Genomic DNA, 12,936 nt, shown 5'->3' with positions numbered 1-12,936 from the left:
AATCTAATAAATCAAAATATCGTGCAGCACTGGTTTAAAAAGGTTGAATCATGACAGCCATACTGGATATCGAACTGATCCGGACGTTTCATGCGGTCGCGCGCCTGGGCAAGTTCAGCGGCGCGGCGCAGCAGCTCCACAAGAGCCCGGCGGCGGTGAGCGTGCACATCCAGCGATTGGAAGCAGTCGCCGGGGGACGTTTGCTGGACCGTGACAATCAGTCGGTTTCCCTGACTGCCTTGGGCAAGCGCCTGCTCGTGTCCACCACGGAGCTGCTCGCGACCCATGACCGCGTGCTCGCCGACCTACACGGGACACGGCTGGCGGGGCGCGTCACCCTGGGCGTGCCGGACGAATACGCCGATCATGTCATTCGCGACATTCTGCCGACATTCACCGCAGCCTGGCCAAACGTGGTCCTCGAACTCAAGACCGCACCCAGCTATGCACTGCGCGAGTATGTCCAACGTGCAAAACTGCAGGCCGCCGTACTCACCCAGCCAATGGACCAGCCTGAGGCGGCGGGCCAGATCCTGGTCACCACTACGCCGGTTTGGGTAGGCGCGACCCATGGGGCGCCGAGCGCGACGGACCCGCTCCCGCTGGCCGTGCATGCGGCGCAATGCCCTTACCGCCAAGTCATGCTGCAGGCGCTGCGGCAAAGCGGGCGCAAGGTGCGAATCGTCCTGGAGAGCCCCTCGAACCAGGCCATCAAGGCATGCGTGGAAGCCGGACTGGGAATCAGCCTGATCGACCGCGCCCGGGTGACGGAGAACATGCGCATCCTCGAGGGTTTGCCGGTGGTGCCCGATCATGAAGTGGTGTTCGTGCGCTCCCAGGCCTCACACGCCGATGAAGCGGTAGACCTGTTGGGCAAAGCGATCCAGCAGCGCTTTCGACTGTAAGAACAGGAGGAGGCGACGGCTATTCTTCCGCCGGCCTTATGTGAAAGAGGGTGTAGGGCAGGATAAGCGTATCGGCGACAAAACTGAGGGGCAGATCGATGGCCGCGAGCGGCGCAAACGCACTGGCGTACGTCGCGTTATCCTCCGTCGCCGCTTCCTTGAGCACCTGATAATCGAAATACGTACCGCAATAAGGCTGCACACCGCAGAGCGACCCGGGGCCAAAGGTTTCGTTGGCCGTTGCGCAGCCGGTCAGCATTGCGATGGTTAGAGCCGCTCCGATGATGCGCATGGCGTTCCCTCGAATATTGGAGCGCGACTGTAGCATTTGTGACGGGTGAGTCGGTGCCTTGATCGAAAGCGCCTCGCAGCTCGCCGCGCACAAGTTATCGATCACGCCGATTTCTGTTCAGCGCACCCGCCCCGATGAATCGAAACGCCCCACAAACCCAACGCTACAACACTGATCGACCCACCCAGCCAACTGACCGCGGCCCAGCCCCATAGCGCATAGACCTGGGTCGCGGCGGCGGCACCCAGTGCGCTGCCGATCGAGTAGAAACACATGTAGGCGCCGACCATGCGGCTTTGCGCGTCGGGGCGTGCGGCGAGGATGAGGCTCTGGTTGGTGACATGCACGGCTTGTACGGCGAAGTCGAGCAAGACCACGCCGAAGACCAGGGCGATCAGGGAGCTTTCGGCGAAGGAGATGGGCAACCATGAGAGCACCAGCAGACCCAGCGAAAGACCCGTCACGCGTTGCCCCAGTCCTCGATCGGCCCAGCGACCGGCTCTCCGAGCCGCCAGCGCGCCGGCAACCCCGGCCAGGCCAAACAGGCCGATGGCGGTGTGGGAAAGCGACAATGGCGGGGCACTCAACGGCAGGACCATGGCGGTCCAGAGGACGGAAAACGCGGCGAAGATCAGCAGCGCGAACAGCCCCCTGATTCGTAACAGCGGTTCGGTCATGAACAGTTGGAACAGCGAACGGATCAGGGCCGGATAGGGCTGCCGATTTCCCGGTGACGCCGTGGTGGGTGCCACTTTCCAGAACACCGTCGCGATGATCAGCATCAGTCCCGACGACACAAAATAAACCGCACGCCAGCCGGCGAGGTCGGCGATGAACCCCGAGATGAATCGCGCCAGAAGTATGCCCATCACGACTGCGCTGGTGAGGGTGCCGACGGTCTGGCCTCGTCGGGACGGTGCCGATAGCACGGCTGCATAGGCCACCAGCACTTGGACGACGACCGCGAGCAGGCCCGTGGTGATCATGGCGCCCAGGAGGATGAGCCAATGCTGGGATGCGCCGACGGCCGCCAATGCAATCACGGACAACGTCACCAGGGTCAGGATCAGCCGTTTGCCGTCGATCCTGTCGCCCAGCGGGACGATAAAGAGCAAGCCCAATGCGTATCCAAGCTGGGTGGCCGTGACCACGATGCCGATCGAGGCGGGAGCGACGCCCAGGCTCTCGGCCATCGAGGCTAGGAGGGGTTGGGCGAAGTAGACGTTGGCGACGGCCAGTGCGCAGGTGATGGATAACAGGGATGTGAGGGCTGGGGACAGGCCTTGGCTTGGGATGATGTGTGCGGTCATGTGCGCCTTCCAATCTGGTTGCAATTAAAAACCGGATTGGATTTTTGCTTGAATGGGTTTTAATTTGCAACTAGTTTGGTGGAGCTACCCCCAGCGTCAGCAAACAGGAAACCCAATGTCAGAAAACACCCCATCGCCCAACAGCGAATGCCCGGTAGCCCGAACACTGGAAATCATCGGTGATCGCTGGTCGCTCATGATCATCCGCGATGCCTTCGACGGCATTCGCCGCTTCAGCGAATTCCAGAAGAGCCTGGGCGTTGCCAAGAACATCCTCGCATCGCGCCTCAAAGGCCTGGTTCAAGTCGGTGTATTGCGCGTGCAGCCCGCATCGGACGCAAGCGCCTACAAGGAATATGTCCTGACGGAAAAAGGCCAGGAAATCTTTCCAATCGTGATCAGCCTGCGGCAGTGGGGCGAACGGTTTTTGTTCGCCGAGCACGAGACGCGGTCGGTGCTGTTGGACAACGCCTCTGGCGAGCCGTTGATGCCCATCGAGGTCCGCGCATTGAGCGGCCAGAAATTGCAACCGGGGGATTGCCACAGGGTGAGACGCATCGCCGGCGAGCCGTGACTCAGGCGCGTTGCTTCAGGGCTGGGGAGGCTGCTCATAGCGTTGCTGGATACGCGCCAATTCGCCGGACCGGCGCAGTTGCTCCAGCGCGTTGCTCCAAGCGGTGATCAGTTCGTCGTCACTGTCGGTGCTGAAGGCGATGTACAGCGACGAGCGGTAAAGCTCGATGGGAATCTTGCGCAGGGTGCCCGGCGCGATGTCCAATTGGCGGCTGTAATACGCCACTCCGGCCGCGGTGTCGCCGACGATGATGCTGGTTCGTCCGGCAAGCAGCATGCGGTACAGCAGCCTGCTTTCGGTCGCACTTTTGTCCAGGTTATTGAAACCCAGCGATTGCAACGTCTGCGGCACCAGGCCCGCGTGCCGCGTGGTGATCTGCGGAGCGCGCAGCAGTTGTTCGAGAGAGTTGATCGGCGGCGAGCCGGCCAGTTGGTAGGCGTGGATGGATTCCTCAACGATCGGGCCGACCCATTTGTACAATGGCTCACGCTCCGGTGTGCGGAACAGCGAATACATGATGGTCTTGGGCCGGTTCTTCAGGATCTGCGTGGCGCGCATGCTGGGTTGCACCGACATCTCGAAATGATCGCCAGTCAGCGCCATGATGGCCCGGACGATTTCCGTGGTCATGCCGGTGAGCCGATGGTTCTCCACATAGTTGTAGGGTGCCCATTCCTCGGTGACGACTTGCCCGTGTGCGGTCGCCGGGCCGAGCAACAGGCTGAGCAGCACTGCGGCAGGCATCGAATACTTCACGTGTTCTCCTGATCAACGGTTCGCTGTTGCTGGCGAACCCAAGACAAGCATAGACCCAAACACGTGCCGGGCATCGGCGGCTGCTTCGTTATGCGAGCAATGCCTCAGTTCATTGTCGCAAGCGTGGCCGGTAGCAACTTTTACATTCCATCGCTGATAAAGTGGGCGCCCCGCCAAGACAGCGGCAGCATAAGCAACGCAAAACAGGATTGAACGCTTGAACGAACAGACATTGTCCATGCGCCTTGAACGCGTGGCGGGGCTCGTGCCGACAGGGGCGCGCCTGGCCGATATCGGCTCGGACCATGGCTATCTCCCGGTGGCGTTGATCAAGCGTGGGGTGATCGCGGCGGCGGTGGCGGTAGAGGTGGCGTTGACGCCGTTCCGCGCGGCTGAGCGCACCGTGCGTGAAAGCGGCCTGGACGAATGGATCAGCGTGCGCCTGGCCGACGGCCTGGCGGCGATCGAACCGGCGGACGGCATCACGGCGATCAGTCTGTGCGGCATGGGCGGCGAGACGATTCGCGACATTCTTGACAGCGGCAAGTGTCGCCTGAGCGGTCGGGAACGCCTGATCCTCCAGCCCAATGGCGGCGAACAGCCCTTGCGCCAATGGCTGATGGACAACGACTACCGCATCCTGTGCGAAGACGTATTGCGGGAAAACCGCTTCTACTACGAAATCATCGTCGCCGAGCGTGACGGGCCGGTGATGTACAGCGCCGAGGAGCTGTACTTCGGCCCGCTGCAAATGCAGGCCCGCAGCCCGGTATTCCTGGCCAAGTGGCAACGCATGCTGCGCCTCAAGCACAAGACCCTGGCCAATTTCGCCCAGGCGCAGCAGGCCGTGGCTGAAGAAAAAGTACAAGAGCTCGCGCGGCAGGTGCGGTGGATCAACGAGTTGCTGGCGTGAGCCCAGCGAATCTCGATGACGTCCCCGATCCAATCGGCTAACGGTCCGCCGCGTCCTGTTTCAACACCAGCAACCGATAGACGCCGCCGTCATTTTCGATCCCATGGGTGTCATGGGTGAAGCCAGGGAATGACCGGTCAAAACTCTCCAGAGCCTTCAGGTAAGCCAGCAAGGGTCCGTCTGATGGGCCAGCATTTTCCCCTGGCATCAACAGGGGGATGCCCGGTGGATACGGCACGATCCCCGTTGCCGCGATCCGACCGGCGGCCTCGTCCAGCGTCACCTGCTCGATTTCGTTTCTGACCAGTTTTTCGTAGGCCTCCACGGGGCTGAACTGCGCTTGCGGCAGCGTGCCGAAAGCCTTGGCCATGGCTGCGGTGGTCTTGGTTTTTTTCATGGCGGCGAAGATCTCTTCGGCCAGGTCCTTGAGCCCCATGCCGGCATAGCGCTGTTGGTTGGCGCTCAACAGGTCGGGCAGGCACAGCTCCAGTTCGAGGTTGGCGTCGTAGTCACGCTTGAAGTCGAGCAGGGCGTTCACCAGGGTGCCCCATTTGCCTTTGGTGATGCCGATGGAAAACAGGAACAGGATAGTGAAGTCGGTGGTTTTTTCCACCACGATGCCTTGCGTGCCCAGGTAGGCGCTGAGTACACAGGCCGGGATGCCAAAGTCCAGCAGATTGCCGTCGTCGCCCATGCCAGGGCTCAGGATCGAGACCTTGATCGGATCGAGCATGCAGTAGCCGTCTTCAATGTCGCCGAAGCCGTGCCAGACCTCATTGGGGTGCAGCACCCAGCAACCAGGATCGGCCTTGAGCCGCGCTGGATCGACCTCATGGAAGGCGATCGACTGCCCGTCCACTTGCACCATCGGCGGCTGCCAGCACGAGAAGAACCAATCGTCGTGACTGAACATCTCGCTCTGCATATGGGAAATGACCTGCCGGAAGGCGACAGCTTCTTCGATCGCCTCGCTGGTGAGGATCTGCCCGCTGGGCGCCTCCATCATCGCCGAGCTGACATCGCACGAGGCCATGATCGCGTAGTTGGGCGAGGTCGAGGCGTGCATCATGTACGACTCGTTGAAGCGCCCGTGGGGAATCGGATTACGGCCATTGCGCACGTGGATCATCGACGCCTGGGACAGCGCAGCCAGCAGCTTGTGAGTGGACTGGGTGGCGAACACGGTCGGTTTCGACGGGTCGTGGTCGTCCGGGCTGCCGTGCATCGCAAAGCGGTCCTTGTACAGCGGGTTGAAGCGCGCGTAGCCATACCAGGCTTCGTCGAAGTGCAAGCGATCGACGCTTTGCCCCAACAGTTCCTCGACGCGGGTGACGTTGTAGGTCAGGCCGTCGTAGGTGGAATTGGTGATAATCGCGTGCACGGGTGTCGGGTCGATGTCGCTCTTGACCAACGGATTGCTGGCTATGGCGGCCTTCACGCCCTCGGCGCTGAGGGTCTGCGGCAGGATCGGGCCGATGATGCCGAAGCGGTTGCGAGTCGGCACCAGGTAGGTCGGAATTGCCCCGGACAGCGTCATCGCATGCTCGGCGGATTTGTGACAGTTGCGGTCGCACAAGGCGATCTGGTCCCGCGTCACGCTGGCCATCAGGATCACGCGGTTGGACATCGATGACCCGTTGGTGACGTAGTAGGTGCGATGGGCGCCGAAGACCTTGGCGGCATAACGCTCGCCTTGCCCGATGGGGCCGCTGTGGTCGAGCAGCGAACCCAGCTCGCCGACGGAGATGGACAGGTCCGAGCGCAGCAGGTTTTCCCCGAAGAATTCATAGAATGCCCGGCCCGCCGTGCTTTTCAGAAAGGCCGTGCCGCCGGCGTGGCCCGGCGTGTGCCATGAATATTCGTAGCTGCGGGCAAATTTCAGCAGGGCGCCGAACATCGGTGGCAACACTGCCTGGCGATAACGTTCGATCGCCGCCAGGATCCGCCCGCTCAGGAACCGGCTGGTGTCCTCGGGCAGCCAGATGAAGTCGTCGGCGTGTTGCATGACGATCAACGGCACGTTGGACGCGGTGCTGCGATCGCTGATCAGGAACACCGGCACGCGGGTGTTGCGCTCGCGCAGGGCGGTCAGCAGGTCGATGCATTCGCGATGGTCTTCGCTGGTGTCTATTTCCCAGCTGAGCAGCACGCACTGGATGGCCGGGTCGGAGCTTAGGATCGACTTGGCATCGCTCAGGGTCTCGGAAGTCAGCACACTGACGGCGCGATCCTCTACGTCACTGATCAGCTGGATCAGGGCCCGGCCGAATACGCTGCGCTTGTCCGGTGCGTTGGAGACGAGCAGGGCCAGCATCCCCAATAGATTTCGATGTTCCGTCATGGCAATGCCTCCAGGTTAGCCGGCTTCAAGTGGTTGACGGGAATGGGCTCGCCAACGATGTGCTGCGCCGCGACGGTCTGGGTCGGTACGCTGTTGTTCATGGCCTCCAGGCGGATCAGGCGGGTATTGACGTAACCGAACAGCGTGTAGCCGACGATGACCGCCACGCCGCCGAGCATCAGCGCTTGTTCGCCCGAGCTGTAGAGCGCCAGGTAACTGTAGGCCGCGGCGATGCCTGCGACGATATTGGTGACCAGAGCCTTGTTCGCCGGGACATTGGAAACCTTCTGCAGGGTCACCAGCGTCGCCATGGAGAGAATGTACGGCACCAGGTTGGTCACCACGGCGAGGTTCACCAACGTATCGAACTGCTTGGCGAGGTCGGGACTGATAGTCAGCAGCGCCATCGCCGTCTGCATCGCCAGCAGGATCAACATGCTGATGATCGGCACGCCATGCTTGTTGGCCTTGGCGAAGATCGGCAGGAAGTAACCCGTGTCCGCCGAACTCTTGAACACCTGGACGACGGTGAACTGCCAACCGAGCAGGGAGCCGACGCACGCCAGCACCATCAGCCCCATGACGATATTGCCCACCAGGGGCGTGAACATCTTGGCGAACACCAGGCCGAACGGCGCGGTGGAGGACACCAGCTCGGCGTTGTCGACGATACCGGCGATGACGTTGGTCGAGACGATGTAGATCACAGCGGCCCCGAGCGTCCCGCCGAGAACGGCGATCGGCACGTTCTTCTCGGGGTTCTCCACCGCGTCACCGTTGGCGCACGCCGACTCCAGGCCCAGGAAGGCCCAGAGCGTGATTGCCACCGATGCGCCAGCCGCTTCGTACCAGGGTTTGTCGTGAGGGTTCCAACCGGCCGCATAGACACTGCTGTCGAACCAGAACCAACCAATAGTCGACACCAGCACCACCGGGGCAATGACGCCCCAAACGGTCACGGCACCGATCTTGCCGGTAACGCTTGCGCCGCCGAAATTGGCGAAGGTGGTCAGCCACAACAAGGCGATGGTTGCCAGGCCGACTTGCAGCGAGTCGAGCTCGATGCTGAAAAGCGTCTGGATATAGCCGACGGCCGTGATGCTGATCGCCACGTTGGCAATCAGCAGCGATAGGCCATAGGTGTAGTTGGTGATGTAGTTGCCGGATTTGCCAAAGGTGTATTCGGCGTATCCGCCCATGCCGCCGGTCTTTCGACTGAGCATGCCGCAGCGGGCGAACGCGTAGGCCAGCGCCAGGGAGCCCGTGGCGGTGATCAACCAGGAGAGGATGGAGATGCCGCCGACTTCGGCGAGCTTGGTGGGTAACAGGACAATGCCGGATCCCAGCATGTTGACGGCGGTCAGCATGGTGAGCTGCCCCACGCTCATTTTCTTGGCGGCTGACATTCCCTTGCCTCACATACTGAAAGTGACGGGGTTAAGTCATAGCAGAGGATCTCCAGTAAGCAAGAATCGCTCGCATCGCGATGACCCCATCTATCGAATAACCCGTGGCGAGGGAGCTTGCTCCCGCTGGCCGGCGAAGCCGTCCCCGGCGGTCTTCGGGCAGACCGCGTCGGCTGTTTGCGACTGCTATGCAGCCGAGCGGGAGCAAGCTCCCTCGCCACGGTGGGTGTGAGGATCAGCCGTCGAGCAAGGTCATCACCTCGGCACTGTAGCGCTCGCCGGCCACGGCGCCTTCGGGGGCGAAAATGGCGTCCAGATGATTCAAGTCATCGCTGCTCAGGAAAACGCTGGCGGCGGCGATGTTGCTTTCCAGGTACCGACGCTGCTTGGTGCCCGGGATCGCGGTGACATTGCTTCCCTGGGCCAGTACCCAGCCCAAGGCCAGTTGCGCGGCACTGATGTGCTTGTCCTCGGCCATGGCCCGGACTCGTTCGACCAGGGCGAGGTTGCGATAGAAGTTGTCGGCCTCGAAACGCGGATTGAAGCGCCGATAGTCGTCGGCGGCAAAGTCCTCCGGCGTCTTCAACTCGCCCGTCAGGAAACCACGCCCCAACGGGCTGTAGGCGACAAAAGCGATTCCCAGGCGTCGGCAGGTTTCGAGCACGCCGTTGTGTTCCGGCTCCCTGGACCACAACGAATATTCGCTTTGCACCGCCGCCAGGGGATGCACGGCATGGGCCCGCTCGATTGTCTCGGCGCTGGCTTCCGAAATGCCGATGTGGCGAACCTTGCCGGCCTTGACCAATTCGGCCATGGCGCCAATCGTTTCTTCCACCGGCACCTGAGGGTCGATTCGGTGTTGATAGTAAAGATCCAGGTAATCGGTTCCGAGGCGCTTGAGGCTGCCGTCGATCGATTGCCGGACGTACCCCGGGCGACCATCGACGCCCCGGGCATGTGGATCGTCGCTGCGAACCAGGCCGAACTTGCTCGCCAGAAAAATCCCATCGCGCTTGCCGCGCAAAGCCTGTCCCACCAGTTGCTCGTTGGTGTGCGGCCCGTACATGTCCGCGGTGTCGAAGTGTGTTACGCCCAGTTCGACGGCGCGGTGGAGCGTGGCGATTGCCTCTCGCTCATCCGCGCCGGTGGTGTAGAAATCCGACATGCCCATGCAGCCCAGGCCGATGGCGCTGACGTGTGGGCCTTGATGGCCAAGTTGGCGGGTGATCATAAGAGTGTTCCTTTGGGTTGAGATGACGGGATCAGTCTCCTTAAATTGGTTTTATGGTTAAAGCTGGTGATTTTGGTTTAACTATTCGTGATTTCTAAACAGTGAGCCGAATAATGGACCGATTACAGGCAATGCAAGTGTTCCGACGCATCGTCGAGCTGGGCGGTTTTGGCAGGGCGGCCGATGACCTGGGGCTGCCCAGGGCCACCGTCAGCTTGTTGATCCAGCAGTTGAAAGCCACTTGGGCGTGCAGTTGTTGCAGCGCACCACCCGGCAAGTGCGTGCCACCCTCGACGGCGAAGCTTATTACCAGCGCTGCGGCCACTTGTTGGAAGAACTGGACGACCTGGAAAACTCGCTCTCCACGCAACGGAGCCAACCCCGGGGCACCTTGCGCGTGGACATGCCGATCGCCTTCGGCTGCACTTGGATCGTGCCGAACCTGGCGGACTTCTATCGACGCTATCCGCAGTTGCAACTGGACCTTGGTTTCCATGATCGGCAAGTACATCTGCAACGCGAGGGGGTCGATTGCGCCATCCGGGCCGGCAATATCGTCGACCAGGCGCTGGTGGCGCGGCCGATCGTGCGGCTGCATCAAGTGACATGCGCCAGCCCGCAGTACCTGGCTCGCGTGGGCACGCCACGGCGACCTGAAGAATTGTCCGGGCACCGCGCCGTTGGCTTCGCGTCCGGCAATGGACGTTTTTTTCCGTTCGAGTTCGAGGCAGCGGGGCAGGTGCGAGAGCTGAACATGTCGTCGGAACTGACCGTCAACAATGCCGACGCCTACGTGACGGCCTGCGAAGCGGGACTCGGCTTGATTCAGGCGCCGCGTTATCACGTGCAGCGGCAGTTGGCCGAAGGGCGCTTGGTGCAAGTGTTGACGGAACATCCAGTGCCGTCATGGCCGATTTCGGTGGTCTATCCGCCCCATCGGCAACTGTCGCCCCGGGTGCGGGTGTTTATCGACTGGGTGATCGAGTTGCTCCATGGCGAAGCGGATGCCCAAGGCGAGTTGATGATGAAGGTGTAAGGCTTGGAAAAGCACGGCGCTGCGTTGCGCTGATGGGATCCAAGACTGGCGAAGCCGCCATCAATGGCTATTTTGTAAGGTGCGAAAATTTTCTGGAGTGTCTCATCGACACATGAGGTTCAGCATGGACAACGCACACAGCAATGCAGGATTGGCCCCACGAGCAGGCACCGGGAAGACCTTCGTCGACCTTGACGGCTACAACGACACCAAGAAAATCGCGGTGGCCCCGGACGGCACGATATGGCTGGCGGGCATGACAAAGGTAGAAAAGGACTGGGAGTACGAAGGCTACCGGACCTCCCTGATGCGCTTCAATGCCGACGGCACCCTCGATACGACCTTCAGCGACGACGGCAAGACGCAGCTCCCTCACGATATTTTCCCAGGGGAAGGCTACAGTGCGGCCGTGCAGCCAGACGGGAAGTATCTGCTCGTCTACCCACAATTCACATCCGGCATCGCCATGATCCGGCTCAATACCGACGGCACGGTGGACCAGGGGTTTGGTGTCAACGGTAAGGCCATCGTGCCGGGGTCCTGGGGCGATTATGCCAGTGCCACGGTACAGCCTGACGGCAAGATCCTGGTGTCGAATCAGGACAGCTACGAGAGTCTGTTTTCGGTCAGTCGCCTCAATGCCGACGGAACGCTTGACTCGACCTTCAATGGCGGCAACGCCATCCAATTCAATATCCCGAACATGGGCGCGCTGGAAGGGTACGGATTCACCCTGCAAGCGGATGGCAAATTGCTGGTGCCGGGCTACAACGGCGAGATGGTGGTCGCGCGCTTGAATGCAGACGGCAGCCTGGACAGCAGTTTCGGCACGGACGGCCTGGTCGATACCCAGGTGGCGGGCCTGGCAGCCTCGGTCACCGTCCAGGCCGATGGCAAGATCCTGTTGGCCGGTGGCGGCGAACAAAATGGCAGCGGTTTTGATTTCAAGATCATCAGGCTGAACCAGGACGGCTCTCTGGACACAAGTTTCGGCAACGCTGGCGTCGCGGTGATCGACCTGACCGGTGATCGGGACATGGCTAGGGACATTACCGTTCTGGCGGACGGGAAAATCCTGGTGGCGGGGCAGAGCACCTATTTCGGCAACGCTGATTTCAGCCTTATTCGGCTCAACCCCGATGGCACGCTCGATACCTCCTTCGGCGCACTTGACGGTGTGTTGCCGGGCATCGACGGAGGGCGGGGCGATGACGTCCTGTCAGGCACCTATGTCCCGGAACGACTCAGCGGCCATGACGGTGCCGACTTGCTTGATGGCGCTGGGCAACGGGACGTGCTGGAGGGCGGAGCCGGTGCCGATGTCTTCCGGGTCAGTACGATCGGCGACAGCTACCGCACCGACAACCAGGCCGTCAGCGATCGAATCGTCGACTTCGACGCCGATCTGGATCGGATCGATTTGACGTCGCTAGGGTTCAGCGGGTTCGGCAACGGATTGGATGGAACCTTGGCGGTGCACGTCAACGAGGCCGGAACGCGAACCTATCTGAAAAGCTTCGACGCGGACGGGCGGGGGCATCGTTTCGAATTGGTCCTGGATGGCGACGTGGCTCAGGCCCTCGATGAAACCAACGTGGTATTCGCGCCGCACCTGATCCAGGGGACCGAGTCAGCCGACCGACTGATGGGTTCGGTGGTCGGTGACCAGATTGTCGCCGGCGCCGGTAACGATGTCGTTTCGGGCGGCAATGGGCACGATGTCATCGACGGCGGGCTGGGACGCGACGTGCTCAGCGGCGGCGAGGGTTGGGATGTTTTCCGCTTCGATGCTCTCGATGACAGCTTTCGCACGGCCGACGGCAATTTCCAGGATCGGATCATCGACTTCGATCCGCTCACGGACAAGATCGACGTGTCGGCGTTGGGCTTCACCGAGTTCTGGAGCGGCTATAACAAAACGCTGCAAGCGGTCGTCAGTGAAGACGGCCAGCGGACCTACCTGAAAAGCTATGAGGCGGATGACGAGGGGCGCCGATTCGAGGTCACCCTGGAGGGGAATGTGGCAGCGCAACTGAGCGACAAGAACTTTATCTTCGCTTCAGGTGACGAGCCCTTTGCGCAACTGCAACTCTTGGGCGTCGCGGCCCCGGAACAGTTCGGGTAGACGGTCTGCCTGCGAGTAAAAATGTCGGAACTAACGCGCTCCCGACA

10 protein-coding genes and 1 pseudogene are annotated in these 12,936 nt (G+C 61.4%); 5 read left to right on the top strand and 6 right to left on the bottom strand.

Translation table 11 applies throughout. The annotated features are described in order from the left end of the window. Positions 1-50 precede the first annotated feature (50 nt). Positions 51-905, top strand: a complete 855-nt coding sequence (locus J3P92_RS13985) for a LysR family transcriptional regulator (RefSeq protein WP_434559087.1) — start codon at positions 51-53, stop codon at positions 903-905. Positions 906-924: 19 nt separating this feature from the next. On the opposite strand, the gene J3P92_RS13980 is transcribed toward J3P92_RS13985, so the two are convergent. Together J3P92_RS13980 and J3P92_RS13975 are read right to left on the bottom strand one after the other, a co-directional pair. Further along, positions 925-1,302, bottom strand: coding sequence for a YceK/YidQ family lipoprotein (locus tag J3P92_RS13980; RefSeq protein WP_434647650.1), 378 nt, complete (start codon positions 1,300-1,302; stop codon positions 925-927). Further along, positions 1,299-2,507 (bottom strand): MFS transporter, encoded by a 1,209-nt coding sequence (locus tag J3P92_RS13975; protein WP_434647647.1) that lies wholly within the window; start codon positions 2,505-2,507, stop codon positions 1,299-1,301. Before J3P92_RS13975 ends, J3P92_RS13980 begins: the two co-directional genes overlap by 4 nt. A gap of 115 nt (positions 2,508-2,622) precedes the next feature. Here J3P92_RS13975 and J3P92_RS13970 point away from each other — a divergent pair, with 115 nt between their 5' ends. Next, entirely contained in the window at positions 2,623-3,081 is a 459-nt protein-coding gene (locus J3P92_RS13970) for a winged helix-turn-helix transcriptional regulator (RefSeq protein WP_420763778.1), read from the top strand. A gap of 15 nt (positions 3,082-3,096) precedes the next feature. Here the strand turns inward: J3P92_RS13970 and J3P92_RS13965 are convergent, their stop codons facing one another. Next, complete coding sequence (locus J3P92_RS13965; RefSeq protein ID WP_434651125.1) at positions 3,097-3,825, bottom strand: substrate-binding periplasmic protein; 729 nt, start codon at positions 3,823-3,825, stop codon at positions 3,097-3,099. A gap of 229 nt (positions 3,826-4,054) precedes the next feature. Here J3P92_RS13965 and J3P92_RS13960 point away from each other — a divergent pair, with 229 nt between their 5' ends. After that, positions 4,055-4,750, top strand: coding sequence for a tRNA (adenine(22)-N(1))-methyltransferase (locus J3P92_RS13960; protein ID WP_434647644.1), 696 nt, complete (start codon positions 4,055-4,057; stop codon positions 4,748-4,750). A gap of 37 nt (positions 4,751-4,787) precedes the next feature. Here the strand turns inward: J3P92_RS13960 and J3P92_RS13955 are convergent, their stop codons facing one another. The 3 genes from J3P92_RS13955 to J3P92_RS13945 form a co-directional block, all read right to left on the bottom strand. Further along, positions 4,788-7,091 carry an Orn/Lys/Arg decarboxylase N-terminal domain-containing protein gene (locus J3P92_RS13955; protein WP_434559075.1) on the bottom strand — a complete coding sequence of 768 codons (2,304 nt, stop codon included), beginning with the start codon at positions 7,089-7,091 and terminating at the stop codon, positions 4,788-4,790. After that, the gene (gene potE / locus J3P92_RS13950; RefSeq protein ID WP_434647641.1) at positions 7,088-8,497 is read right to left on the bottom strand and encodes a putrescine-ornithine antiporter; all 1,410 of its coding nucleotides are present in this window, start codon (positions 8,495-8,497) and stop codon (positions 7,088-7,090) included. Before potE ends, J3P92_RS13955 begins: the two co-directional genes overlap by 4 nt. A gap of 235 nt (positions 8,498-8,732) precedes the next feature. Then, on the bottom strand, positions 8,733-9,728 hold the full coding sequence (locus tag J3P92_RS13945) for an aldo/keto reductase (RefSeq protein WP_434647638.1): 996 nt from the start codon (positions 9,726-9,728) through the stop codon (positions 8,733-8,735). 113 nt (positions 9,729-9,841) lie between these two features. Here J3P92_RS13945 and J3P92_RS13940 point away from each other — a divergent pair. Together J3P92_RS13940 and J3P92_RS13935 are read left to right on the top strand one after the other, a co-directional pair. Continuing rightward, positions 9,842-10,764, top strand: a pseudogene (locus tag J3P92_RS13940) (LysR family transcriptional regulator). Positions 10,765-10,888: 124 nt separating this feature from the next. After that, positions 10,889-12,889 (top strand): M10 family metallopeptidase C-terminal domain-containing protein, encoded by a 2,001-nt coding sequence (locus J3P92_RS13935; protein ID WP_434647635.1) that lies wholly within the window; start codon positions 10,889-10,891, stop codon positions 12,887-12,889. The last annotated feature ends 47 nt before the right edge of the window (positions 12,890-12,936 follow it).

It is taken from the genome of Pseudomonas sp. D3-27, from assembly GCF_051132165.1.
GTDB lineage: Bacteria > Pseudomonadota > Gammaproteobacteria > Pseudomonadales > Pseudomonadaceae > Aquipseudomonas.
The sequence above is the reverse complement of the archived record's forward strand: the minus strand, read 5'-3'. Positions and strand labels throughout refer to the sequence as shown.

Excerpts from the sequence above, each read along its gene's own strand:
- J3P92_RS13985 (WP_434559087.1), top strand. The coding sequence starts at position 51 with ATGACAGCCATACTGGATATCGAACTGATCCGGACGTTTCATGCGGTC.
- J3P92_RS13975 (WP_434647647.1), bottom strand. The coding sequence starts at position 2,507 with ATGACCGCACACATCATCCCAAGCCAAGGCCTGTCCCCAGCCCTCACA.
- J3P92_RS13970 (WP_420763778.1), top strand. The coding sequence starts at position 2,623 with ATGTCAGAAAACACCCCATCGCCCAACAGCGAATGCCCGGTAGCCCGA.
- J3P92_RS13965 (WP_434651125.1), bottom strand. The coding sequence starts at position 3,825 with ATGCCTGCCGCAGTGCTGCTCAGCCTGTTGCTCGGCCCGGCGACCGCA.
- J3P92_RS13955 (WP_434559075.1), bottom strand. The coding sequence starts at position 7,091 with ATGACGGAACATCGAAATCTATTGGGGATGCTGGCCCTGCTCGTCTCC.
- potE (WP_434647641.1), bottom strand. The coding sequence starts at position 8,497 with ATGTCAGCCGCCAAGAAAATGAGCGTGGGGCAGCTCACCATGCTGACC.
- J3P92_RS13945 (WP_434647638.1), bottom strand. The coding sequence starts at position 9,728 with ATGATCACCCGCCAACTTGGCCATCAAGGCCCACACGTCAGCGCCATC.
- J3P92_RS13935 (WP_434647635.1), top strand. The coding sequence starts at position 10,889 with ATGGACAACGCACACAGCAATGCAGGATTGGCCCCACGAGCAGGCACC.